Genomic DNA, 22,012 nt, shown 5'->3' on the forward strand with positions numbered 1-22,012 from the left:
CAATAGGCGCGGTGTTTGCGCTGCTGTGCTGTGTGCAGTTCAGCATGGCCGAGACCAGCGGGTTGCGCCGTTTGACCGATCGCGACGATCTGTTGGGATGGGAAGGGGTTGGGCGGCTCGAAGTCAAGAACGACGGCTATTGCACCGGCACGTTGATTGCGGCGGATCTGGTGCTGACGGCGGCCCATTGTGTCTACAAACGATCCGGAAAATTGGCGCAACCGGAAGAGATCACTTTCCGCGCTGGGCTGCGTGATGGGGTGTCCATTGCAGAGCGTCAGGCACTGCAGATCGCAGTTGACCCGATTTTCACGCCCGGAGGACGGTTGACGTCCGAGGATATTCGCCACGATGTGGCACTGGTGCGCCTGCGCGCGCCGATCACCCTATTGGATGCGGATCCGTTTGCCCTGCACAGCGGTGATCCCCGTGGCCACGACATCTCAGTGACCTCCTATGGGCGGGGGCGTGACAAAGCGCTGTCGCGGCAACGCCATTGCAACATTCTGGACGAACAGCGCGGGTTATATGTGATCGATTGCAACGTCACATTTGGCTCTTCGGGGGCGCCGGTTTTTGTTCGGGGTGGCACGCGCGGGCGTATCTTGGCGCTGGTGTCGGGGAGCGGAACATATGGCGGGCGGAAAGTGGCCTTTGGCATGGCGCTTCCACAACGGGTTGCAGAACTAAAAGCGCAACTGCGCCGCAATCGCGTTTCTGTCTCAACCTCTGCCATTGATCGCAAAGTCAATCGATCCGGTGCGCGCAGCAATGCGAAATTTGTAAGGGCCGCTGATTAGACGCGGCGATCCCTTGAAACCCCAAAACGCATGCCTATCTTGATCGTGTTCGGGTCGCCCACAGCGGGGCCAGAACATTGAACCGCCTGTCCGATACGGAAGGCACTGACATATATCGCTCTTGAATGAGGATAGAACGACATGCGTACGTTTGATTTTGCACCATTGCACCGTGCAACCATAGGTTTTGACCAAATTGCGGATTTGATGGACCGCGCGCTTAGCGCAGATGGATCCCAGTCCAGCTACCCCCCATACAATATCGAAAAGACCGCGGATGATGCCTATCGCATTTCCATCGCTGTTGCCGGCTTCTCCGAAGAGGAGCTGCGGGTCGAGGTCAAGGAAAACGCCCTGATCATCGCCGCAAACAAAGCCGAACAAGCACCTGCGGGCTCTTATCTGCATCGTGGCATCGCCACCCGCGCGTTTGAGCGCCGCTTTACGCTGGCGGACCATATTCGTGTGACAGGGGCGAGCCATGCGGACGGGATGTTGCATATCGATCTGCAGCGCGAAATTCCGGAAGGGTTGAAACCGCGCCGGATTGCGATCAATGCGAAGACCAGCGCGCCTGCTGGGATCGAAGCCAAAGCTGTTAACTGATCCTCTTCTCCTCCCTTAGGATTCTTGAAACCCGCCGAGATCAATTCGGCGGGTTTTTTGTTGTGTCCAAATGGACAAAGGGGCCCAAACGGACCCCTTTCCCAGATTGTTTTACGTGTTAGGTCTTATTCGACTTTGCCGAAGGACCAGAACATTGTCTCACCCGAGCTGTCGTCCACACCGTCGTTGTCGGTGGAAACATAGGCTGTGCCGTCGTTCAGGATCGCCAGGCCTTCGACCTTGTCCAGAACATAGCCGCCGGTGGATTTCAGATCTGGCAGCAGGTCGCGTACCAGCTCTTTGGACACGACGGGCAGGTCACCACCCAGAGCGGCCGGAACCATCTCAGCGGCTGGGATGCGGTAGATCTTTTTGGTCACCGCGCGGTCGTCATGCTGGTTGTCGCGCTCGATGACATAAATATAGTCACCGTGGGCTACGATTTCCGACATGCCAACCCAGCCGGTTGCGGGCTCGGCTTTGGGATAATGAACTGCGCCCCACTCTTCGGTTTCCAGGTTATAGGACACCAGTTTGATGTGGTTCTTGGGGTCGTCTTTCCATTCGCGCTGAACAACCATCCACAGGGTGTCGCCCATTTTGGTGATACCTTCAAAACCAAAGCGCTTTTCAACCGCGGCCAGTTCAGCCGGGATGGTGATTTCGCCTTTGTTGGTTTTGATCAGGCCCTCGGCGGACACATGATAGATCGCATGCGGGATCGCGCGTTCGGTGCGGCCCTCGGAGGCTACGTAGAAGCCGCCCTTGCCGTCCAGAGTGATGCCTTCCAGGTCGATTTTCTGAGCTGCATCGCCGTTTGCACGGTGGATACGGACCACATCAACGATACGGGCAGGTGTCTGGCTTGGGTCGATCTTAAAGATCGAAGGCTGGAAGCCATAGAAGCTGTCGTTCACGGCGTAGATCATGCCGTCTGCGTCGGCAACCATGCCAGAGATCGCGCCCCAACCGATCAGCTCATCCGCGCCTTCCGAGGTCAGATGCGGGTAAACAGCAGGTGCGTCCTGATATTCAAACAGCATCACATGCGCACGTGCGCCGCCGTCTTCGATCAGGTCTTTTTCGTTGGCAGAGACCAGCAGGTTCCGCTCGGGGATGGTGACATAGCCTTCTGGACCAACACCCGAAGACAACAGCTGTTTCAGGACCGGGTTGGCCGGGTCGGTGACGTCATAGACACCCACAACAGAGGCGCGTTCGGCACCGACAAACACATAAGGTGTGCCGCCGAATTCGCCAAAGGTCACGGATTCAGGCTCGACGCCCTTTGCGTCGGAACGTTTGTCCGGGTAGTGGCCGATCTGGATGATGGCTTTTTCAAAGTCGGTGCCGCTTTCGTAAACAACGGTGCCGTCCTTGTTGAAGATGGTCCAACCGCGCGAGCCGCCGTTGTAGTCACCTTCGTTTGCAATGGCGAAATGGGTGTCGTCGATCCAGGTCACCGCATCAGGCTCGCGCAGGCGGCCGTCTTGGCTTTCGGTGAAGATCAGCGCGCCACGTTCGTCGGTTGCGTCGATGTCTTTCAGGTCAACAGAACCGGCAGAGAAGTGGTTTAGAACTTCGCCGTCTTTGGAGACCACAACCATGTGGTTGTTCTCCTGCAGGGTGATAACAGTTTCGCCCAGACCGTTGATCGACACATACTCGGGCTCGGGGTCGGAGCCTGCGATGTCGGCCAGACCGGTCAGGTCCACCATTTTCATCGAAGCACAGTCCAGACCGCCGTCGGTGGTGTTGATCATCACCAGGTTACCAGCGGGCAGCTGTGGGATGATGCCGTCGTTCAGGTCTTCGTCACGCTCGTTCTCGATCGCAACCGAGATGAACGAGCCGTCTTTTGCCTTGGCAACGCTGTCAGGCTGGCCACCTAGATCACAGGCGGCAACTTCTGCACCGGTGTTGGTGTCGATGGCTTTCAAAAAGCCCGACGGCTGGGTGTAGCTCTCGGAGGTGTTTACGCCGACGTAAGCCGTGGTGCCAACAATCGCAACCGAAGTCGGCTCGCCGCCCAGGTCGATGTTGCCTTTTGGCGCAGGGTGCGCGGGGTCGGTGATGTCGATCAGACCCAGGGCGCCCAGCGGGCTGTCGGTGTAGACCAGCGTCATACCATCCGCAGTTGCGTCGATGATTTCAGGCGAGCTTTCGCGTGAGGTGTCTTCGCCTTCGGCCATGTTCTTGATGACCGGGAAAGAAGCGATACGGTTGAAGTTCATCTCAGCCGAAGCCTGAACAGCGCTCAGGGCCAGGGCGGATGTCAGGCAAAGAAGGCGCGCGGACATCTGTAGTTCTCCCAATATGTGAATTCGGAAGGGGGATGACCTGTGAGTGTAACGACCGTGTGACGCTTTTGATTCACAAATATGAAAGGCCACACAGGCGATGTCCAAGTGGCCCTTTGAGGTGCTTAGGGTGGTTATCTTATACGGACATGCAGATGTATTTCATCTCAAGGTAGTCCTCGATCCCGTGATGGCTGCCTTCGCGGCCCAGGCCCGATTGCTTGATGCCGCCAAAGGGGGCGTTTTCGGTTGAGATGATGCCCGTGTTGACGCCGACGATTCCATATTCCAGCGCCTCGGCCACTTTGTGCACGCGGCTCAGATCATTGGCGTAGAAATAGGAGGCCAGGCCAAAGATCGTGTCATTGGCCAATTCGATCACCTCATCTTCGTCCTCGAATTTGAACAAAGGTGCCATCGGGCCAAAGGTCTCATCCGTGGCAAAGATCATGTCGGTTGTCGCACCGGTCACGATTGTCGGCTCAAAGAAGGTGCCCCCCAGATCAGAGCGATTGCCGCCCAAGATCACCTGCGCGCCTTTGGCGGTGGCGTCGGCGATGTGTTCCTCGACCTTGGTGATGGCTTTTGCGTTGATCAGCGGACCAAAGGCGGTGTCGGCGTCAAACCCATCGCCAATCTTCATCTCGGCCACTTTGGCACGCAGCTTTTCGGCAAAGGCGTCATAGACACCGGCTTGAACGTAAATCCGGTTGGCGCAGACACATGTTTGGCCGTTGTTGCGGAATTTGCACATGATCGCGCCGTCAACGGCGGCATCCAGATCCGCGTCATCAAAGACGATGAACGGCGCGTTGCCGCCCAGCTCCATTGAGCATTTCATCACGCTGTCGGCGGCCTGGCGGAGCAGAATGCGACCCACATTGGTGGAACCAGTAAAGGTCAGCTTGCGCACCGCATCATTTTCACAGAACTCTTGGCCGATTTCCGCCGCGTTAAGGCTGGGAACAACGTTAAACACGCCAGCCGGGATGCCCGCGCGATCGGCGAGAACCGCCAGGGCAGTTGCCGACAATGGGGTCTCTTCAGACGGGCGCGCAACAAAGGCGCAGCCTGCCGCCAACGCGGGGCCTGCTTTGCGGGTGATCATCGCATTGGGGAAGTTCCACGGGGTGATCGACGCTGCAACGCCGATGGGCTGCTTCAACACCGTGATGCGTTTGTCGCGTTGGTGGCCGGGGATCGTCTCTCCATAGATACGCTTGGCCTCTTCGCCGAAAAATTCAATAAAGGAAGCACCATAGGCGATTTCACCGCGCGCCTCGACCAGCGGTTTTCCCATCTCGGCGGTCAGGATGATGGCGAGGTCTTCCTGATGCTCCATGATCAGATCATAAAACTGGCGCATCAACACCGCGCGTTCTTTGCCGGTCCATTTCGCCCATTCTTTCTGGGCAACCTCCGCCTGGGCAATGGCGCCTGCAACCTGCGCCCGTGACAGATCCGCGACTTGGGCAACAACATCTCCGCGCGCCGGGTTTATGACGTCAAACGCACCGTTTTCACCGTCCATAAAAGCACCGCCGATATAGGCGCGTGTTTCGAGAAGGGAGGGATCTGTTAGGAGGGATTTCAGGTCGGTTGCGGCGACAGTCATGGGGCAGGATTCCTTGCATACGGTTTGTCGTATCGAAAACAAGGATTGTAGTTCTTGTCCATACAGTTTTCTAAATCCAGATTACCAAAGTACTTAAATCCAGTGCGCGCGCGGCTTTTAAGCACGGCGGTCAAATCGACGTGTGCCGGTGTTTTTTCGGCGGTTGTGGCCAAGATTTTGCTTGTCCTGGGCCGCAGCAGACGGTTCTAGTTCTGGTACGGTCGGGCGATGGCGTCGCCACATGATCTGCTTTTGCCAAGATTATGGACCGGTTCCATATCATGTCCTGAACGCCGGGAGCTTTCTTTGAGAAAGGAAGGATCCAGCATGACTGCACGTCCTGAAATGTATCGGTTCCACAATGGCGAAAAAGCGCCATTACAGTTTTCTATTGCTGAGTATGAAGCCCGCATCGCGGGGTTACGCCAGATTATGGAGACCCATGGTGTCTCAGCGGCAGTATTCACGTCTATGCATAATATCTCGTATTATTCGGGATTTACCTATTGTGCCTTTGGTAGGCCTTATGCGCTTGTGGTCACTGCCGATACGGCTGTCACCATCAGTGCGGGCATTGACGCGGGCCAGCCGTGGCGGCGCGCATTCTGCGACAACATCACCTATACGGATTGGCAACGCGACAACTTCTGGCGCGCGATTTGTTCTGTCACAGGGGCAGGGGCCACGGTCGGATACGAAAGCGACCATCTGACCCTGCTGCAGCACGACAAGCTTGCGGCGTTTTTGAAGCCTTCCCAGTTGTTTGATCTGTTTGAACCGACCATGCAGCAACGCATGCGCAAATCTGCGGCTGAGATCGAATTGATCCGGGCCGGCGCTGCGGTTGCGGATGTTGGCGGCTACGCTATTCGGGATGCAGTCAAGGAAGGCGTGCGTGAAATTGACGTCGCCATGGCGGGGCGTGACGCGATGGAGTTGGAGATCGCAAAACGCTTTCCAGATGCGGAATATCGTGACACATGGGTTTGGTTCCAGTCGGGGATCAATACCGACGGGGCGCATAATCCCGTCACCGGACGCCAATTGCAACGCGGCGATATTCTGTCGTTGAACACGTTCCCGATGATCTCGGCCTATTACACCGCGCTGGAACGCACGATGTTTGTCGCAGAGGTCGACGCGGCCAGCCTGGAAATCTGGCAGGCCAATGTTGCAGCCCACGAATACGGCATGTCGCTGTTGAAACCCGGTGCCTCTTGCGCGGAGGTGACCGAACAGATCAACGCCTTCTTTGAGGAACGCGATCTGCTGAAATATCGGACCTTTGGCTATGGCCATTCCTTTGGGGTGCTGTCGCATTACTACGGTCGCGAGGCCGGTTTGGAGCTGCGCGAAGACATCGACACCGTGCTTGAACCGGGCATGGTGATCTCAATGGAGCCGATGCTGACCATCGCCGAAGGCGCGTCGGGTGCGGGTGGTTACCGTGAGCATGATATTCTGGTCATCACCGATGACAGCAACGAGAATATCACCAAGTATCCTTACGGCCCTGAATTCAACATCGTGGGCTGATTTCGAAGCGCCGCCGGGTGTTCTCGGCGGCGTTTTCCTGCATCAGACGTAAATTGTCACATTTGCCCCACTTGACGCTTGGGCTTTTGCTTTGCATGCCCCACATAGAAGAGACGTGGGAAAGCTGCGTTGCGAATTTTTTGGAGGCGATGTTATGGGCTATTTGCGTTGGGGTCTTGCCTTGGTGTTCTGGGGCGGAGTTGCGGCCTTTTTTCATTACACGCTTCCGCAATATGACGTTGTTCGCATCGTCAACACCTATGAAGAGCGTCAGGAATTGAACGACTGGACCCGCGTCTTCTGGTCCAGCCCTGATGCGCAGACGCAAAATTTGACGAGCCGTGATGTGCAATTCATCCAGGCGGTGCGCCCGGACGGCGATGCGATTGTGTACCGCAACGAAGACACCGGCTGGAGCTGGCCGCCGTATTTCAAATTCGACACGGCGAACCTGTATACCGAAGCCAATGATGCGATTTCCAGCAAGGATACCCCTGAATGGGTCGCGATCCGCCATTACGGTTGGCGCAACCAGTTCTTGTCGATTTTCCCGAATGCGGTGTCTTTGAAGCCGGTCGAAGGGCCAGATGCCAAGATCACCAATTGGCGGAGCATTGTGATCCTGATCGGTTTGGCGGCCGTGTTCTGGGCGATCTACGTGCGCTGGCGCCGGTTCAAGGCCCGTCGCGTGGATCCGCTGGTGGATGATGTCGAAGACAATTTTTATGCGGTTGGCGACGCAGTGGCTGAGCGTAAAAATAAGCTGATGCAGTTGTTTAAGAAGAAGTAACGCACTGACTGTCGGTGCGGTTAGTCCGCAAAAAGGTGATCGGTGCTTAAAATCCGATCCGCCTGCTCTTCGGAGATGGAGAGAAACTCCTGCAGTTTCTGCCGATTTGTTTCGGGATCGTTGGTTTCACGCAGAATGACATGATGGTCGAGATTGGCGTCCCGCAGACGGTCGGCCTCGAACAAGATGTCGTTGCGGATCGTCGGCAACAGACGCTCGAGAGACTGGGCGGAAGTCTCTGCTCCCGCCAGTCCCACACGGCGGGCATGACCGGACAGGTAGCTGTCGCCAAAATTACACTCGATCTGCAACAGACGTGTTTTGGAGCGGTCTGAATAGAAATCCTGGATCAGATCCAAAGAGGCCGGATCCATGCAAACCACCATGCGGTCGCTGTCGAAATATTCAAACAACATGCGCATCAAGGCCCTGCGGTGTCGGGTGCGCTTGCTCAACGATCCCTCAATGCCGCCCAGATCGGGCAACGGTGTGTCTTCCTCGTTGAACAGATATTGAAGGCAGGGAACATTTGTAACCTGCTGGATGGGCTCCAAAATTCGCTTGGCGACATGCCATTTCTTGCAGGTGATGATCATCAACTCACGCTCGCGTCCCAGCGAGCTTTCGGTCTCCCAAAACCGTGGTGAGAAGCGGCGTCCAACACGTCCCCGTTTGGTCAGGAACTGATGCAGATTGCGCCCCTCGTTTGAGATCGAAAACGCGACATCATGAGCCGCATAGAGTTTGCCGAGGCGCAGTTTCAGCTCCTTTGCGTCGGGGCTGATCTTGCGGGCAAAAAGGAAATCCTGGCTGAGCAACAGATCATAGTGATCATTGTAAAAGGAGATCGGCATCCCGTAGTCGCTGAACATCAAGAACGTCAGGGTGCGGGCTTCGATTTCCTTTTCTGGCACCAGGTGACGGACCAGCGTCTGAAAAAACGTCTCATCCGGAATCCAAGTAGTGCGGAAAAACCGAATGATGTCTTTGCGTTTTTTCAAAAAATCCAGCAGGCGTTCCACGGTTCGGCGGCGCAGACACCACCATTGGCTGCCAATTTGCACCTGAAGATCGGCTGGGATCTTGCGGTCCAGCTTGAGCTTTCGTTGCAAGTTGACGCTGGCATAGAACAGGGCTTTGTTTTTGCGTTCATTGAAAACATGGCGATAGATGAGCCGGTCTTCCTTCATCCCGGTCTTGATCCAGTCGCTTTCGAAAAAGTCGAAGCTTTCGACGAAATCCAAATCACGCTGGTCCAGGAACCGATGGGCATACTCTGCCGTCTTGATCGCCATACAGTCGCCGGAAACCATATAGAAATGAGTGGCGCGCGGGAAACTCTGTGCGGCGGTTTCCAGAGCATGCAACGTCGCCTGAACCAGGGACCATTCGCCCCACCCGCATTTCTCGCGCTTCTTGGCAAAGGCGACGTTGGGGTTATCTGCCAGCGCTTTGCGAATACTGTCGTAGTCCGCTTTTGGCGCGCGGGCGTCAAAATGGATAGAGATATAGTCACCCACAGCCGTCAGTTGGTTGGCCTGCTGCACAACGGCCTCGGGGTCTTTGTGACACAGAAGAATGTAGGCAATTTTGGCCATTTATGAAACGATTAATCCTGACACTGGGAATTGTTTCCCTTGATAAGCGGGATTACAGGGTGAATAAACCGCAATGTACTGTATTTTACCTTAAGTCTTAAGAATGCAGCGGATTTGCGATAATCTCTTAGGCTGTAAGAAATAAGGAGTGCACATGGGGTTTCCTGGAACCTGGATGACCGAAAGCCAAAGCGTTGTATATCGGGTTGTGCCCAAATGCGCGTGCTCGACCATTGGTCAGATCATGTATTACTCAGACCACGGGCGATTTTTTGACGGCGACATCCATGATGCAACCGATGGGCTGCACAAATGGGCGCTGGATCACAGCCAAGATCCGATCAGTCAGGTGGTCAAAGCGCAGGAGGCCTATGCCTTTACCTGTGTGCGCAACCCTTACACACGAGTGCTCAGCTCGTTTTTTGACAAGATCTGCGGCATCCAGCGCAATGGAAAACGCTATCGCGGCAATCTGGTGCCAAAACTGACCTACGAGTATGGGATCGAGGTGGGTGGCGATGATGGCAAACAGGAGTTTGACCAGATCAAGAGCTTTCGCCGGTTCCTGCTCTTCGTACGCGATACGGTGCGGTTCCGCCGGCCGATGGACCCGGATATCCATTGGTCATCGACCTCCGGGCATGCCTCGACGTTCATTTGTAACGGTGGCCGGTATGACAAGATCATCTGGACCGAGAAATTCAACGAGGGCATGCAGCAGGTGATGGACGCGATTGAGACCCCCAATCCGGTGGATCTTGCGACCATTCCGCGTTTCAACGAGAGCGAAGGCCACGGCCCCAAACGCGCCCATCCAGTAGAAGACTACTTCGACGATCTGTCGATGCATCTGGTCTATGAAATCTACAAACGCGATTTCGAAGTGTTCAAATACGATTTTGAGAACCCTGCGAACAAGATGCCGATAGGGGAGATCGACTTGGATGAGGTCCACGCCAAACTCGGCGTGTAAAGTTCGAGATTTGCCACCTAGGTATGACGATCGAGCAATTGCTCCCGCCCGTCTTTCAGGCATTTAAAATGCCCTCATCCCATTGGGCCTAGCGCCGCGAAGCGGCGCTAGGCCCAAGATCAAACGGGGCATCGGCATCGCCGATGGATCGTGCGGGCGCGGGAGTTGTACTTTTGACATAAAAACGGCCCGCGCGAGGCAGGCCGTTTCACTTAAACATTTCGCTGTTACCAGATCGGGCTATTAGACCTCGCGCACGGCACCTTTGGCCGCGCTGGTTGTCAGCTTTGCATAGGCCTTGAGCGCGGTGGACACTTTGCGCTTGCGTGGCTCTGCGGGTACCCAGCCCTTCTCATCCTGCACTTTGCGACGCTCTTCGAGCACCTCATCCGAGACGATCAATTGGATGGACCGCTTCGGGATGTCGATCTCAATTGTGTCACCGTGTTCGACCAGACCGATCACGCCGCCCTCTGCCGCTTCGGGGGAGACGTGGCCAATGGACAGGCCGGATGTTCCGCCAGAGAAGCGACCATCCGTCAGCAGCGCGCAGGCTTTACCCAGGCCTTTGGATTTCAGATAGGACGTCGGGTAGAGCATTTCCTGCATGCCCGGCCCACCGCGTGGACCCTCGTAGCGGATCACCACAACGTCGCCTTCGCTGACCTTGCCAGTCAGGATGTCGTTCACCGCCTGGTCCTGGCTTTCGCAGACATAGGCAGAGCCGGTGAAGGTCAGGTTGGATGCATCCACACCCGCGGTTTTCACGATACAGCCGTCGCGCGCGATATTGCCGAACAGAACCGCAAGGCCGCCGTCCTGGCTAAATGCGTGCTCTTTGGAGCGGATGACGCCGCCTTCGCGGTCGGTATCCAGCTCTTTGTACCGGTTGGATTGGCTGAAGGCTTCGGTGGTGCGCACGCCGCCTGGGGCCGCTTTGAACAGCTCTTCGGCGTCGGTGTTGTTGGCAACTTTGATGTCCCATTTGGCAATCGCTTCGCCCATGGAGCTGGAGTGCACGGTTGGCACATCCGTGTGCAAAAGACCTGCGCGGCTCAGCTCACCCAGGATCGAGAAGATGCCACCGGCGCGATGGACGTCTTCCATATGCACATTCTCAGTATTTGGTGCGACTTTACACAGGCACGGCACATGCCGGCTGAGGCGATCCATGTCGGTCATGGTGAAATCGATGTTGCCCTCATGGGCAATTGCCAACAGGTGCAAGACGGTATTGGTGGAGCCACCCATCGCAATGTCGAGGCTCATGGCGTTTTCAAAGGCGTCGAATGTCGCGATCTCACGCGGCAGCAGACCCTTTTCGTTTTGCTCATAGTGCCGCTTGGTGATCTCAACAATCTTGCGACCGGCTTCCAGGAACAGATGTTTGCGGTCTGCGTGGGTTGCGAGTGTAGAGCCATTACCCGGCAGGGCCAGACCCAGCGCTTCGGCCAGACAGTTCATCGAGTTGGCGGTGAACATGCCAGAGCACGACCCGCAGGTCGGGCAGGCGTTCTCTTCGATGTGCTGCACTTGCTCATCGGTGAACTTGTCATTGGCGGCAGCCACCATCGCGTCAACCAGGTCGATCTTCTTCATGTCGAGATCGGCAATATCGATCTTGCCTGCTTCCATCGGACCACCCGAGACAAAGATCACCGGAATGTTCAGGCGCATCGCGGCCATCATCATGCCCGGCGTGATCTTGTCACAGTTGGAGATACAGACCATCGCATCCGCGCAGTGGGCGTTGACCATATATTCGACGCTGTCCGCGATCACTTCGCGCGAGGGCAGGGAATACAGCATTCCGTCGTGGCCCATGGCGATCCCGTCATCCACAGCAATTGTGTTGAATTCCTTGGCAACACCGCCTGCGGCCTCAACCTCACGCGCAACCATCTGGCCGAGGTCCTTGAGGTGGACGTGGCCGGGGACAAATTGGGTGAAGGAGTTCACGATGGCGATAATGGGTTTGCCAAAATCGGTGTCGGTCATGCCGGTCGCGCGCCAAAGGCCACGCGCACCAGCCATATTGCGGCCATGGGTAGAGGTTCTGGATCGGTACATCGGCATTTTGCTGTTTCCCTTAATTCTGGCCCACAGGGACACTATTTGCGCAATAATGGCAATATCTCGGGGGCGTGTTCGGTTACTTTTGGTGGCTTTGGTTAGGTTCTGCTGCGTGCAGGTGGAGGTTTTCTTGGGTGCGGCGTGCTTTTCTGGATGGTGTGGTCAGCACATGGTTCACAATGATTCCCGCAACCAGCCCCCAAAAGGCGGCACCAATGCCCCAGAAACTGATGCCAGACACTGTGATCATAAAGGTGATCAGCGCTGCTTCGCGCCCCTCTGCATCCAGCAACGCATGCGACAGGCTGTTGCCGATGGTGCCAAGAAGGGCGAGGCCAGCAATCGTTGCGACCAACGCGGGTGGCGCCACCAAAAAGAGGCTGATGACCGCCGCACCGCCCAGACCGACCGCGCAGTAAAAGACGCCGGCCACAATGGAGGCCTTGTACCGGGTTGTGGGATCATCATCGGCCTCGGGCCCTGCGCAAATGGCTGCGGTGATGGCCGCAAGGTTGAATGCATAACCGCCAAACGGCGCGAGCAGCAGGGACGCAAGCCCGGTCACCGTCAGGCTGGCAGACACGGGCGGCGCATAGCCTGCGCTGCGCAACGTCACGACGCCCGGCATATTCTGCGAGCACATGGTGACGATGTAAAGCGGCAGGCCGAGACCAATGAGCGTCTGCAATGAGAACTCAGGCATCACAAACACCGGCGCGCTGATGGCGAAATTCAGACCAGTCACCGTCCCGAAACTGCCCGCACTCCACGCCCAAAGGCAGCCGATGGCGAAACACACAGGCACGGTATAGCGCGAAAAATAGAGCCGCCCACCCACGAAACATCCGCCCATGATCAAAACCAAAGTTGGGTCTGTGTTGAGCGCTTCAAAGGCGGCGAGGCCAAATTGAAACAGGATCCCGGCCAACAGGGCGCTGGCCAGCGTATCCGGAATGAGACGCGCGAATTTTTCGAACCATCCCGTCATGCCAGTGAGGGTCAGCAAAAGGCCAGAGAAGACAAAGGCACCGACGGCCTGACCCAGAGTGACGCCATCCATTCCCACCGCAATCAATGCAGCCCCCGGCGTCGACCAGGCCGTGAGAATCGGCATCTTGTATTTTAGCGACAGAATGAGACAGGTGAGCCCCATGCCAAGCCCCAGCGCCATCATCCAACTGGCGGCTTGCGCAGGCGTTGCGCCAACTGCGTCAATTGCTTGAAAAATAATAGCAACCGAACTGGTGTAGCCCACCAAAACCGCTATAGCACCGGCTGCGATATGAGACAGTTTCAAAGGCGTGGCCATGTGGCTTTCCATTTCCTGCGGCTGCGTTTAGAGTTCGTGCGTTATAACGTCCAATATAGGTTTGTGCGCTATAACGCACAAGGGCGATTTGAGGCCGCACGACACGAGGTACTGGTCAGGTATGAGAGAAGACACCATTGCGCAGAATTTGCGGCGGTTGAGGAATGATCAGAACTTAAGCCTCAGCAAGGCGTCCGAGTTGACCGGCGTGAGCAAAGCAATGCTGGGGCAGATTGAACGTCAGGAATCCAGCCCGACCATTGCGACCTTGTGGAAAATTGCCCAAGGATTTCAGGTCTCTCTGTCAGCATTGTTGCAAGAGGCGACCTGCACCGAAGGCTATGAAGCCGTCCAGTTTCCCGGCAGTATTTCGGTGCGCATTGTGTTCCCGTTTGATGCGGCGCTGGGAGTGGAGACCTTTGAGATCACGTTGAACGCAGGCCAGTTCCATCAATCACAAGCCCATGTCGCGGGTCTGGTTGAGGATGTCTACGTCTTGTCCGGCGCGATGGAGGTTGAGGTCGCGGGGCAGAAACGTCAGCTTGACCAGGGGCAGGGGTATCGTTTTGCAGCGGACCAACACCATGCCTATCGCGGGTTAAGCGCAGGGGCGGTGTTTTTGAACATCCATCACTATGGGCCGGGGCCGTATTGAGGGTGGGGGCACGCGCGTCGACGGCTGTGTCATTGGCCGATCACACATCCGCGCGTGGCTGAGGTGTCTGCGTTTTCTGGCACGCGGAGCGACACGCGCTCTCTTGCGTCTGGCGTGCAGCCCGCTTACATCTGCCTCCCATGGCCAAGAAGCAACAAAACACTGACCCGAATTACAAAGTTGTCGCCGAAAACCGGCGCGCACGTTTCGATTACGCAATCGACACCGATCTTGAGTGCGGGGTTGTTCTGTATGGCTCGGAAGTTAAAGCGATGCGTGGCGGCGGGGTAAACATCGCGGATTCCTATGCGGCGGTGGAAGATGGTGAATTGTGGTTGGTGAACTCCTACATTCCGCCCTATGAGCAGGCCAAGGTATTCAAACATGTGGAACGGCGGCGGCGCAAGCTGTTGGTGTCCCGGCGTGAGCTGGCCGAGATGTGGAATGCCACACAGCGCAAAGGCATGACGCTTGTGCCCCTGGTGCTGTATTTCAACCACAAGGGCCGGGCCAAGATCAAAATCGGCATCGCCAAGGGTAAGAAGCTGCACGACAAACGCGCAACCGAGGCCAAGCGCGATTGGTCGCGTCAAAAGCAGCGTCTGCTCAAAGATCACAGCTAGAGCCTTAGCTGCGGCAAATTTATCCCAAATGACCAGTTGGCCCGTCTTGCACAGTCTAAGGCGCGGTAGTACCCATGCTTGCAGGTTTTCCGGGGAGGCATGAATGCAGGACGATCCAAAGACACTTGTTTCGACCGAATGGCTGGCAGCGCATTTAAAAGATCCCGACTTGCGCATTTTGGATGCATCCATGCCGCCAGTGGGAAGTGGGCCAGAGGCCGCAGGAACGGCCAAGGCGGCATTTGACGCCGAGCATATTCCGGGCGCGCGGTTCTTTGACATCGACGATGTCTCGGACCAGCGATCGGATCTGCCGCATATGGCACCCCCGGTGGAAAAGTTCATGTCTCGTCTGCGGGCCATGGGCGTGGGCGACGGACATCAGGTTGTCATCTATGACTGGCAGGGATTGTTCTCAGCCGCGCGTGTCTGGTGGTTGTTCCGTCTGATGGGGCAGACCAATGTGGCCGTGCTGGACGGCGGTTTGCCCAAGTGGAAGGCCGAAGGGCGCGCCGTCGAAGATCTGCCGCCGGTGATCCGCGACCGCCATATGACGGTTCGGGTGCAGAACCATTTGGTGCGCGATGCCACACAGGTGTCGTCCGCGTCGAAACTGCGCGACCATGAAATCATCGACGCCCGCGCCGCCCCTCGGTTCCGCGGCGAAGCGCCGGAGCCCCGCGAAGGGTTGCGGGCCGGACATATCCCCAGCTCAAAGAACGTGCCCTTTGGCACGGTTCTGAATGCCGACGGGACGCTAAAAGAGGCGGCTGATCTGCGCGCTGTTTTTGCACAGGCCGGTGTCGATATGAACAAACCCGCAATCACGACCTGCGGATCAGGAGTGACAGCTGCCATCCTGTGTCTCGCGCTGGAGCGCTTGGGGAAGACTGATTATTCGCTTTACGACGGTTCATGGGTGGAATGGGGTGCCTTTCCAACTTTGCCGATCGCGACTGGAGAGAACTGATGTTTGAAAATCTAAAAGCACAACCGGCGGACAAGATCCTCGCGCTCATGCAGAAATTCCGCGAAGACCCGCGCGGGTCCAAAGTGGACCTGGGCGTCGGTGTCTACAAGAATGCCGAAGGGGTCACACCGGTGATGCGTGCGGTGAAAGCTGCAGAGCAAAAGATCTGGGAAACCCAGGCCAGCAAGTCCTATGTGGGTCTGGCAGGGGATCCGGCTTATGCGGACGGCATGATCAACCTGATACTGGGTGAGGCGGTTGCGCGCGACAAGATCGCAGCAGCAGCAACACCCGGCGGCACAGGCGCGGTACGCCAAGCGTTTGAGCTGATCCGCAATGCGAACCCTGCCGCACGTGTTTTTGTTTCAAACCCGACATGGCCGAACCATTTGTCGATCCTGAAATATCTGAACATCGAAACCGTCGCCTATCGCTATTTCGACAGTGAGACGCGCGGCGTGGATTTCGATGGCATGCTTGAGGACCTCAAGACCGCCAATATGGGCGACGTGGTTCTGCTGCACGGGTGCTGTCACAACCCGACCGGTGCAAACCTGAACCTGACCCAATGGCAGGCCGTGGTGGATCTGGTGGTCGAAAAAGGCCTGATCCCGATGGTCGACATTGCCTATCAGGGCTTTGGTGATGGTCTGGAACAGGATGCGCAGGGCGTGCGTCTGGTGGCCTCTTCTGTGCCTGAGTGTTTGATCGCGGCAAGCTGTTCCAAGAACTTTGGTATCTACCGTGAACGTACCGGTCTGTTGATGGCGATTTCGCAAGACGCTGGTGCGCGCGCGTTGAACCAAGGGACTTTGGCGTTTTTGAACCGCCAGAACTATTCCTTCCCACCAGATCACGGCGCGCGGATTGTGACCACGATCCTGAATGACGACGCGCTGCGCACCGATTGGGCAGCCGAGCTGGAAGATGTACGTCTGGCCATGTTGGGTCTGCGTCAACAGCTGGCGGATGAGCTGCAAAAGCTGACCGGATCTGACCGGTTTGGCTTTATCGCGCAGCACCGCGGCATGTTCTCATTGCTGGGCACGTCTTTTGATCTGGTTGAGAAGATGCGAGCAGATGATGGGATCTATATGGTGGGCGACAGCCGCATGAATATCGCCGGTCTGAACGCAGACACGGTGCCGATCCTGGCGCAAGCGATCGTAAAAGCAGGCGTCTGACGCCACCGTTCATCACCAAGATAATTGAAGCCGCCATGCGAGAGCTTGGCGGCTTTTTTCTGTCTGGCCTGTCGATGTCATCAGCAACAGACGTCACCCACAACGAAAAAGCCCCGGGCGCGAACCCGGGGCTTTCATGTTTAAGGTAAGTGTTAAGACTTAGCTTGGCGAGAACTCAGGATAGGCTTCCATGCCCAGCTCTGCCATGTCGAGACCGTTGACTTCGTCTTCTTCGGAGACACGGATGCCGAACACGGCTTTGAGGATCAGCCACACCAGGCCGGAGGCGGCAACAGTGAAGATACCAACAACCAAGATCGCATAGATCTGGGTACCTAAGCTTGCGTCCGAATTGGTCAGAGGAACAACCAGGGTGCCGAAGATACCGGCAAACAGGTGAACCGGAATTGCGCCAACAACATCGTCGATTTTCAGTTTATCCAGGAACGGAACCGCGAAGACCACGATTACACCGCCAACGGCACCGATCAAGGTCGCCATGCCCAGAGTAGGTGTCAGAGGCTCAGCCGTGATTGCTACCAGACCGGCCAGCGCGCCGTTCAGGATCATGGTCAGGTCAGGTTTCTTGAACAAGACTTGGGTCAGGATCAAGGCCGCAACGGCACCACCAGCCGCAGCTGCGTTGGTGTTGGAGAAGATACGGGAGATGTCAGCAACGTCGCCGATGGTACCCATCGCCAGCTGTGAACCGCCGTTAAAGCCGAACCAACCCATCCACAGGATAAACGTACCCAGTGTGGCCAGAGCCAGGTTGGAACCAGGCATCGGAACGGTTTTGCCGTCTTTGTACTTGCCGATACGTGGGCCGAGGATGATGGCACCGGTCAGAGCCGCCCAGCCACCTACGGAGTGAACAACGGTGGAACCCGCGAAGTCCAGGAAACCCATTTCGTCCAGGAAGCCGCCGCCCCATTTCCACGACGCTTGCAGCGGGTAGATGACGGAGGTCAGAACGATTGTGAAGATCAGGAAGGGCCACAGTTTGATACGCTCGGCCAGGGTGCCGGATACGATCGACGCAGTTGCCGCACAGAACATCAGCTGGAAGAAGAAGTCGGAACCGGTTGTGGCATAGCCGTAGTCATCAACAGCATCTGCGCCAACACCAACAGCTTCCAGAACACCAGGGCCCCAAACGCCAGACAGAACGCCTTCGACGGACCATGTGCCCAGCGGGTACATCAGGTTATAGCCGATCAGCCAGTAAAAGATGGCGGCCAGCGAGAACAGCGCCATGTTTTTGGTCAGCTGCATGGTTACGTTTTTCGCACGTACCAGACCAGCTTCCAGCATGGAGAAGCCTGCGGCCATCCAGAAAACCAGGAAACCTGCCATCAGGAACAGCAGTGAGTTCAAAATAAAGACCGTATCCGTCGACGGGTTTACACCCGGAACTGGATCGTCGGCCAGTGCCAGACCGGGCAGGGCAACAAGTGCCGCCGCGGCTAGCGGAAGAGTATATTTTTTCATGTCCGTATTTCCTTCCCTGTGGACGCTTTATAGCGCCTCGTGGTTGGTTTCGCCGGTACGCACGCGTACGGCTTGTGCCACATCCAGCACAAAGATCTTGCCATCGCCGATTTTGCCGGTGCGAGCAGTCTGAGTAATGGTTTCCACCACTTGTTCTGCCTGCGCCTCAGGAACTACGATCTCAAGCTTAACCTTGGGAACAAAGTTCACTTCGTATTCAGCTCCACGATAGATTTCGGTATGCCCTGCTTGCGCACCAAAGCCTTTTATTTCTGTCACCATCAGTCCCGACACGCCGATTTGGGTCAGCGCTTCGCGGACCTCCTCCAGCTTGAAGGGCTTGATGGCTGCAATGATCATTTTCATCTCAACACCCTTTCTCGGGCATTGCGCCCGTTCATTCGCACTGGCAGCAAAACGATTGTGACGAGTCGATGAAACGGAGGGCGCGCCTTTCGGGTGCTCAGGAAGTGGCTGAGATGAAAAAATTTGCTTAAAAACTGATCAATGCACAAAAATGAAGCAGAAAACGAAGGGCAATTCCTAACAAACTGCCCCTCAACCCAGCAAATTGCGGTTAGTAATGTTGGTAAAACGGGCAAACCGGGCAGGATATAGGCATGGTACGAAAAACAGGACAAAAGTCTCTGGTTGCGGACAACAGGTATGGATCTGCCCGTAAGAAACCAAAGAAGAAGGCGCGCAAACCAAAGCGTGCCGGTAAAGGCTTTTTAAGCGTCGTATTTGGGCGCAAGCGCAAACCGAAGACCAAGGCCGCCACGCCACGTAGACGGGGTGTTTTCGGCTGGATCCGTTGGTTCATTGGGCGGATCTTTGCCACTCTTTGGGGGGCAGGTTGGCGTATTGGTCTGGTGGCGGGCTTTCTGTTGGCGACTGCTGTGGCCAACATTTACATCTCCCTGCCTGATTTCCGCGGCTTTGTGGACGGGCGCGCGCAAGGTTCGGTGACGATGCTGGATCGCAACGGCGAGGTCTTTGCCTGGCGCGGCGATCAGTTTGGTGGCGTGGTGACGACCGAAACCGTCTCGCCCCATCTGAAACACGCTTTTGTCGCAACCGAGGACAAACGATTCTATCGCCACTTTGGCATCAGTCCGCGCGGCGTGGCCTCGGCGGTACGGATCAACCTGCGTGAAGGACGGGGGCCATTGTCTGGCCACGGCGGCTCAACAATCACCCAACAGACAGCCAAACTGTTGTGTCTGGGCGTTGCCTACGATCCACAGGACTGGAAGAGTGAGGCCGCTTACGAGGCGGATTGTCGACGTGGTTCGCTGGGACGCAAGGCCAAGGAAGCGCTGTTTGCCCTGGCGATGGAGGTCAAATACAGCAAGGATGAGATCCTCTCTATCTATATGAACCGAGCGTATCTTGGTGGCGGTGCTTATGGTGTCGAAGCTGCCGCGCAACGTTATTTTGGCAAATCGGCCAATCAGGTGAACGCCGCCGAAAGCGCGATGCTGGCGGGGCTTTTGACCGCTCCCAGCACCTTGGCGCCCACAAACAACCTGCAACGCTCCCAAGACCGCGCCGCGACGGTTTTGCGATTGATGAATGAGCAGGGCTATCTGACGGCCGCGCAGACCCGTTCAAGCCAAGAAAACCCCGCACTCTTGTCCAAGGCGGCGCAGGCCCGTGCAGGCGGGTATTTCGCCGATTGGGTGATGGACACGATCCCCGACTTCCTGGGGCAGGAGACAACCGAAGACGTGGTTCTGCGCACAACACTGGATCAACGGCTGCAAAAAGCCGCCGAGGATGCGCTGGACTATGTCTTTACCAATAAGGTGCGTGAAGGATCCAAAGCGCAGGCCGCAATTGTGGTGATGAGCGCCGATGGTGCGGTGCGTGCGATGGTTGGCGGGCGCCAGACGCGTGTGTCTGGCGTCTTTAACCGCGCGACACAGGCCAAACGCCAGACCGGATCCTCGTTCAAACCCTTTGTCTATGCCACCGCGCTTGAACTGGGGTATTCGCCCTATGATGTGGTGTTGGATGCGGAATACTGTCTGAATATTCCGGGGTCTGGGCAGTGGTGCCCCAAGAATTACACGCATCGCTTTTACGGCAATGTGACGTTGACGCGGGCGCTCAAGGACTCGTTGAACATTCCTGCGGTCAAAATCTCCGAAGCGGTGGGACGAGATCTGGTGCGTCAGGTTGCTGGCGACTTTGGTATCGAAAGCAGTCTGGCGGATGGCCCTGCACTGGCCCTTGGCGCGTCCGAGAGCAGCTTGTTGGAGATGACCGGAGCCTATGCGGGTATTTTGAACGGTGGGTCGTCTGTGGCGCCCTATGGGCTGGTTGAACTGCAGCTGTCGCAGGACAACGAACCGTTGTTGCGCAATGACAGTGGTATCGGCGAACGGGTGATCCGCACCCAAGCAGCACAACAGCTGATCTGGATGATGGACAAGGTCATCACCAATGGCACCGGCACCCGTGCGCAGTTGCCCGGATGGCAGGCGGCCGGTAAATCCGGCACCACCCAGGCGGCCCGTGATGCCTGGTTCATCGGGTTCACTGCGGATTACGTCGCAGGTGTCTGGATGGGCTATGACGACAACACGCCGTTGACAGGGGTGACCGGTGGCGGTCTGCCCGCTGAAATCTGGAAAGAGACGATGGTGCGGGTCCATGACGGGCTGACCCCGAAACCTTTGCCCATGCGTGCACCGCCTGAATTGCAGGTGCCAGAAGTGCGCCATGAACCACCGCCGCGCCGCGCGCCACAAGGTGGCGGACAGGGGCAGGGGCTTGGTAGTGCGATCGATAATGTGTTGCGCGGGATCTTTGGCAACTGAGACCCCCAACGTATCCGCACAAATAAGAAAAGGCCCCAAGCGGGGCCTTTTTGTCTGTCGAAACTGTGGGTCGTCTCAGCCGAGTTTCTTGAGTTCCGCGATTGTTTTGTCGATGTCGCCCCGGTTGCGATCCAAGATCGCGCCAACTTCGGTACGTTCCGTCAGCAGCAGGTTCACGCCCTCGATGAACATATTGAAGAAACGGTCCTGACCGGAACGATCAGAGACAAGGAACGTCACTTTGAACGGCGACTGCCCTTGCAGATAGGCGACGGTGTCGACTTCATACCATTTCTTGACCTTCTTGACGCCTGTCACTTCAAGTCGGCCACCAACAAACTCACGGAAACGGCGCCCGTATTTGCGGGAAATGTAGCCCTGGAATGCTTTGGAGAAGGCTTTCTTTTGGCTATTGCTCGCACGACGGGCTTCGACACCCATCGCATAGGCGGCGATGTAGGATGTGTCGCTGTAATTCGCAAAGATACGCTCGAACTCGCGGAACATCGCGGTTTCGCCTTTGCCGGATTCGATCACGTTGTTGATGTCTCCAACAAGGTTGTCGATCAATCGGCTAGCGCTTGTGTTGTCCAACGCCCAGGCCGCAGCCGGAGCAAATGACAGGCTTGCGCCCAGGGACAATAGGAAATTTCGACGGTCCATG

At 56.7% G+C, this 22,012-nt stretch carries 18 protein-coding genes; 10 read left to right on the forward strand and 8 right to left on the reverse strand.

Features of this window, described 5'->3' with window-relative positions; all coding sequences use genetic code 11:
• The first annotated feature begins 44 nt into the window (after positions 1-44).
• Positions 45-800 carry a trypsin-like serine peptidase gene (locus KMP13_RS07895; RefSeq protein WP_251363732.1) on the forward strand — a complete coding sequence of 252 codons (756 nt, stop codon included), beginning with the start codon at positions 45-47 and terminating at the stop codon, positions 798-800.
• Between the two features lie 141 nt (positions 801-941).
• Positions 942-1,406 (forward strand): Hsp20 family protein, encoded by a 465-nt coding sequence (locus KMP13_RS07900; protein ID WP_215265299.1) that lies wholly within the window; start codon positions 942-944, stop codon positions 1,404-1,406.
• A 125-nt stretch (positions 1,407-1,531) separates the two neighbouring features.
• Here the strand turns inward: KMP13_RS07900 and KMP13_RS07905 are convergent, their stop codons facing one another.
• Positions 1,532-3,706: an esterase-like activity of phytase family protein gene (locus tag KMP13_RS07905; RefSeq protein WP_215265300.1), complete on the reverse strand. Its 2,175-nt coding sequence runs from the start codon at positions 3,704-3,706 to the stop codon at positions 1,532-1,534.
• A 139-nt stretch (positions 3,707-3,845) separates the two neighbouring features.
• The gene (locus KMP13_RS07910; RefSeq protein ID WP_215265301.1) at positions 3,846-5,321 is read right to left on the reverse strand and encodes an NAD-dependent succinate-semialdehyde dehydrogenase; all 1,476 of its coding nucleotides are present in this window, start codon (positions 5,319-5,321) and stop codon (positions 3,846-3,848) included.
• 327 nt (positions 5,322-5,648) lie between these two features.
• On the opposite strand from KMP13_RS07910, the gene KMP13_RS07915 reads away from it, so the two are divergent.
• Complete coding sequence (locus tag KMP13_RS07915) at positions 5,649-6,857, forward strand: aminopeptidase P family protein (RefSeq protein WP_215265302.1); 1,209 nt, start codon at positions 5,649-5,651, stop codon at positions 6,855-6,857.
• A 154-nt stretch (positions 6,858-7,011) separates the two neighbouring features.
• Positions 7,012-7,647 (forward strand): DUF1523 family protein, encoded by a 636-nt coding sequence (locus tag KMP13_RS07920; protein WP_215265303.1) that lies wholly within the window; start codon positions 7,012-7,014, stop codon positions 7,645-7,647.
• Positions 7,648-7,667: 20 nt separating this feature from the next.
• Here KMP13_RS07920 and KMP13_RS07925 read toward each other — a convergent pair whose 3' ends face one another.
• Entirely contained in the window at positions 7,668-9,245 is a 1,578-nt protein-coding gene (locus KMP13_RS07925; protein ID WP_215265304.1) for a DUF5928 domain-containing protein, read from the reverse strand.
• Positions 9,246-9,399: 154 nt separating this feature from the next.
• Here KMP13_RS07925 and KMP13_RS07930 point away from each other — a divergent pair, with 154 nt between their 5' ends.
• Positions 9,400-10,218, forward strand: a complete 819-nt coding sequence (locus KMP13_RS07930; protein WP_215265305.1) for a sulfotransferase family protein — start codon at positions 9,400-9,402, stop codon at positions 10,216-10,218.
• Between the two features lie 243 nt (positions 10,219-10,461).
• Here the strand turns inward: KMP13_RS07930 and ilvD are convergent, their stop codons facing one another.
• Together ilvD and KMP13_RS07940 are read right to left on the reverse strand one after the other, a co-directional pair.
• Positions 10,462-12,294: a dihydroxy-acid dehydratase gene (ilvD, locus tag KMP13_RS07935; RefSeq protein ID WP_215265306.1), complete on the reverse strand. Its 1,833-nt coding sequence runs from the start codon at positions 12,292-12,294 to the stop codon at positions 10,462-10,464.
• Positions 12,295-12,370: 76 nt separating this feature from the next.
• Complete coding sequence (locus tag KMP13_RS07940; protein WP_215265307.1) at positions 12,371-13,600, reverse strand: benzoate/H(+) symporter BenE family transporter; 1,230 nt, start codon at positions 13,598-13,600, stop codon at positions 12,371-12,373.
• Between the two features lie 121 nt (positions 13,601-13,721).
• On the opposite strand from KMP13_RS07940, the gene KMP13_RS07945 reads away from it, so the two are divergent.
• The 4 genes from KMP13_RS07945 (at position 13,722) to KMP13_RS07960 (ending at position 17,032) form a co-directional block, all read left to right on the forward strand.
• The gene (locus KMP13_RS07945; RefSeq protein ID WP_215265308.1) at positions 13,722-14,255 is read left to right on the forward strand and encodes a helix-turn-helix domain-containing protein; all 534 of its coding nucleotides are present in this window, start codon (positions 13,722-13,724) and stop codon (positions 14,253-14,255) included.
• 140 nt (positions 14,256-14,395) lie between these two features.
• Complete coding sequence (gene smpB / locus KMP13_RS07950) at positions 14,396-14,878, forward strand: SsrA-binding protein SmpB (RefSeq protein WP_215265309.1); 483 nt, start codon at positions 14,396-14,398, stop codon at positions 14,876-14,878.
• A 103-nt stretch (positions 14,879-14,981) separates the two neighbouring features.
• Positions 14,982-15,848 carry a 3-mercaptopyruvate sulfurtransferase gene (gene sseA, locus KMP13_RS07955; protein WP_215265310.1) on the forward strand — a complete coding sequence of 289 codons (867 nt, stop codon included), beginning with the start codon at positions 14,982-14,984 and terminating at the stop codon, positions 15,846-15,848.
• Positions 15,848-17,032 carry an aromatic amino acid transaminase gene (locus KMP13_RS07960; RefSeq protein WP_215265311.1) on the forward strand — a complete coding sequence of 395 codons (1,185 nt, stop codon included), beginning with the start codon at positions 15,848-15,850 and terminating at the stop codon, positions 17,030-17,032. The genes sseA and KMP13_RS07960 overlap by 1 nt, the downstream gene beginning before the upstream one ends.
• Before the next feature lie 159 nt (positions 17,033-17,191).
• Here the strand turns inward: KMP13_RS07960 and KMP13_RS07965 are convergent, their stop codons facing one another.
• Entirely contained in the window at positions 17,192-18,523 is a 1,332-nt protein-coding gene (locus tag KMP13_RS07965) for an ammonium transporter (RefSeq protein ID WP_215265312.1), read from the reverse strand.
• Positions 18,524-18,550: 27 nt separating this feature from the next.
• Positions 18,551-18,889 carry a P-II family nitrogen regulator gene (locus KMP13_RS07970; protein WP_215265313.1) on the reverse strand — a complete coding sequence of 113 codons (339 nt, stop codon included), beginning with the start codon at positions 18,887-18,889 and terminating at the stop codon, positions 18,551-18,553.
• Positions 18,890-19,143: 254 nt separating this feature from the next.
• On the opposite strand from KMP13_RS07970, the gene KMP13_RS07975 reads away from it, so the two are divergent.
• Positions 19,144-21,348, forward strand: a complete 2,205-nt coding sequence (locus KMP13_RS07975) for a transglycosylase domain-containing protein (RefSeq protein ID WP_215265314.1) — start codon at positions 19,144-19,146, stop codon at positions 21,346-21,348.
• Between the two features lie 75 nt (positions 21,349-21,423).
• Here KMP13_RS07975 and KMP13_RS07980 read toward each other — a convergent pair whose 3' ends face one another.
• The gene (locus KMP13_RS07980) at positions 21,424-22,011 is read right to left on the reverse strand and encodes an MlaC/ttg2D family ABC transporter substrate-binding protein (RefSeq protein ID WP_215265315.1); all 588 of its coding nucleotides are present in this window, start codon (positions 22,009-22,011) and stop codon (positions 21,424-21,426) included.
• Between the last annotated feature and the right edge of the window lies 1 nt (position 22,012).

The sequence above is a fragment of the Epibacterium ulvae genome (genome assembly GCF_018678075.1).
GTDB classification, from domain to species: Bacteria; Pseudomonadota; Alphaproteobacteria; order Rhodobacterales; family Rhodobacteraceae; genus Epibacterium; species Epibacterium ulvae_A.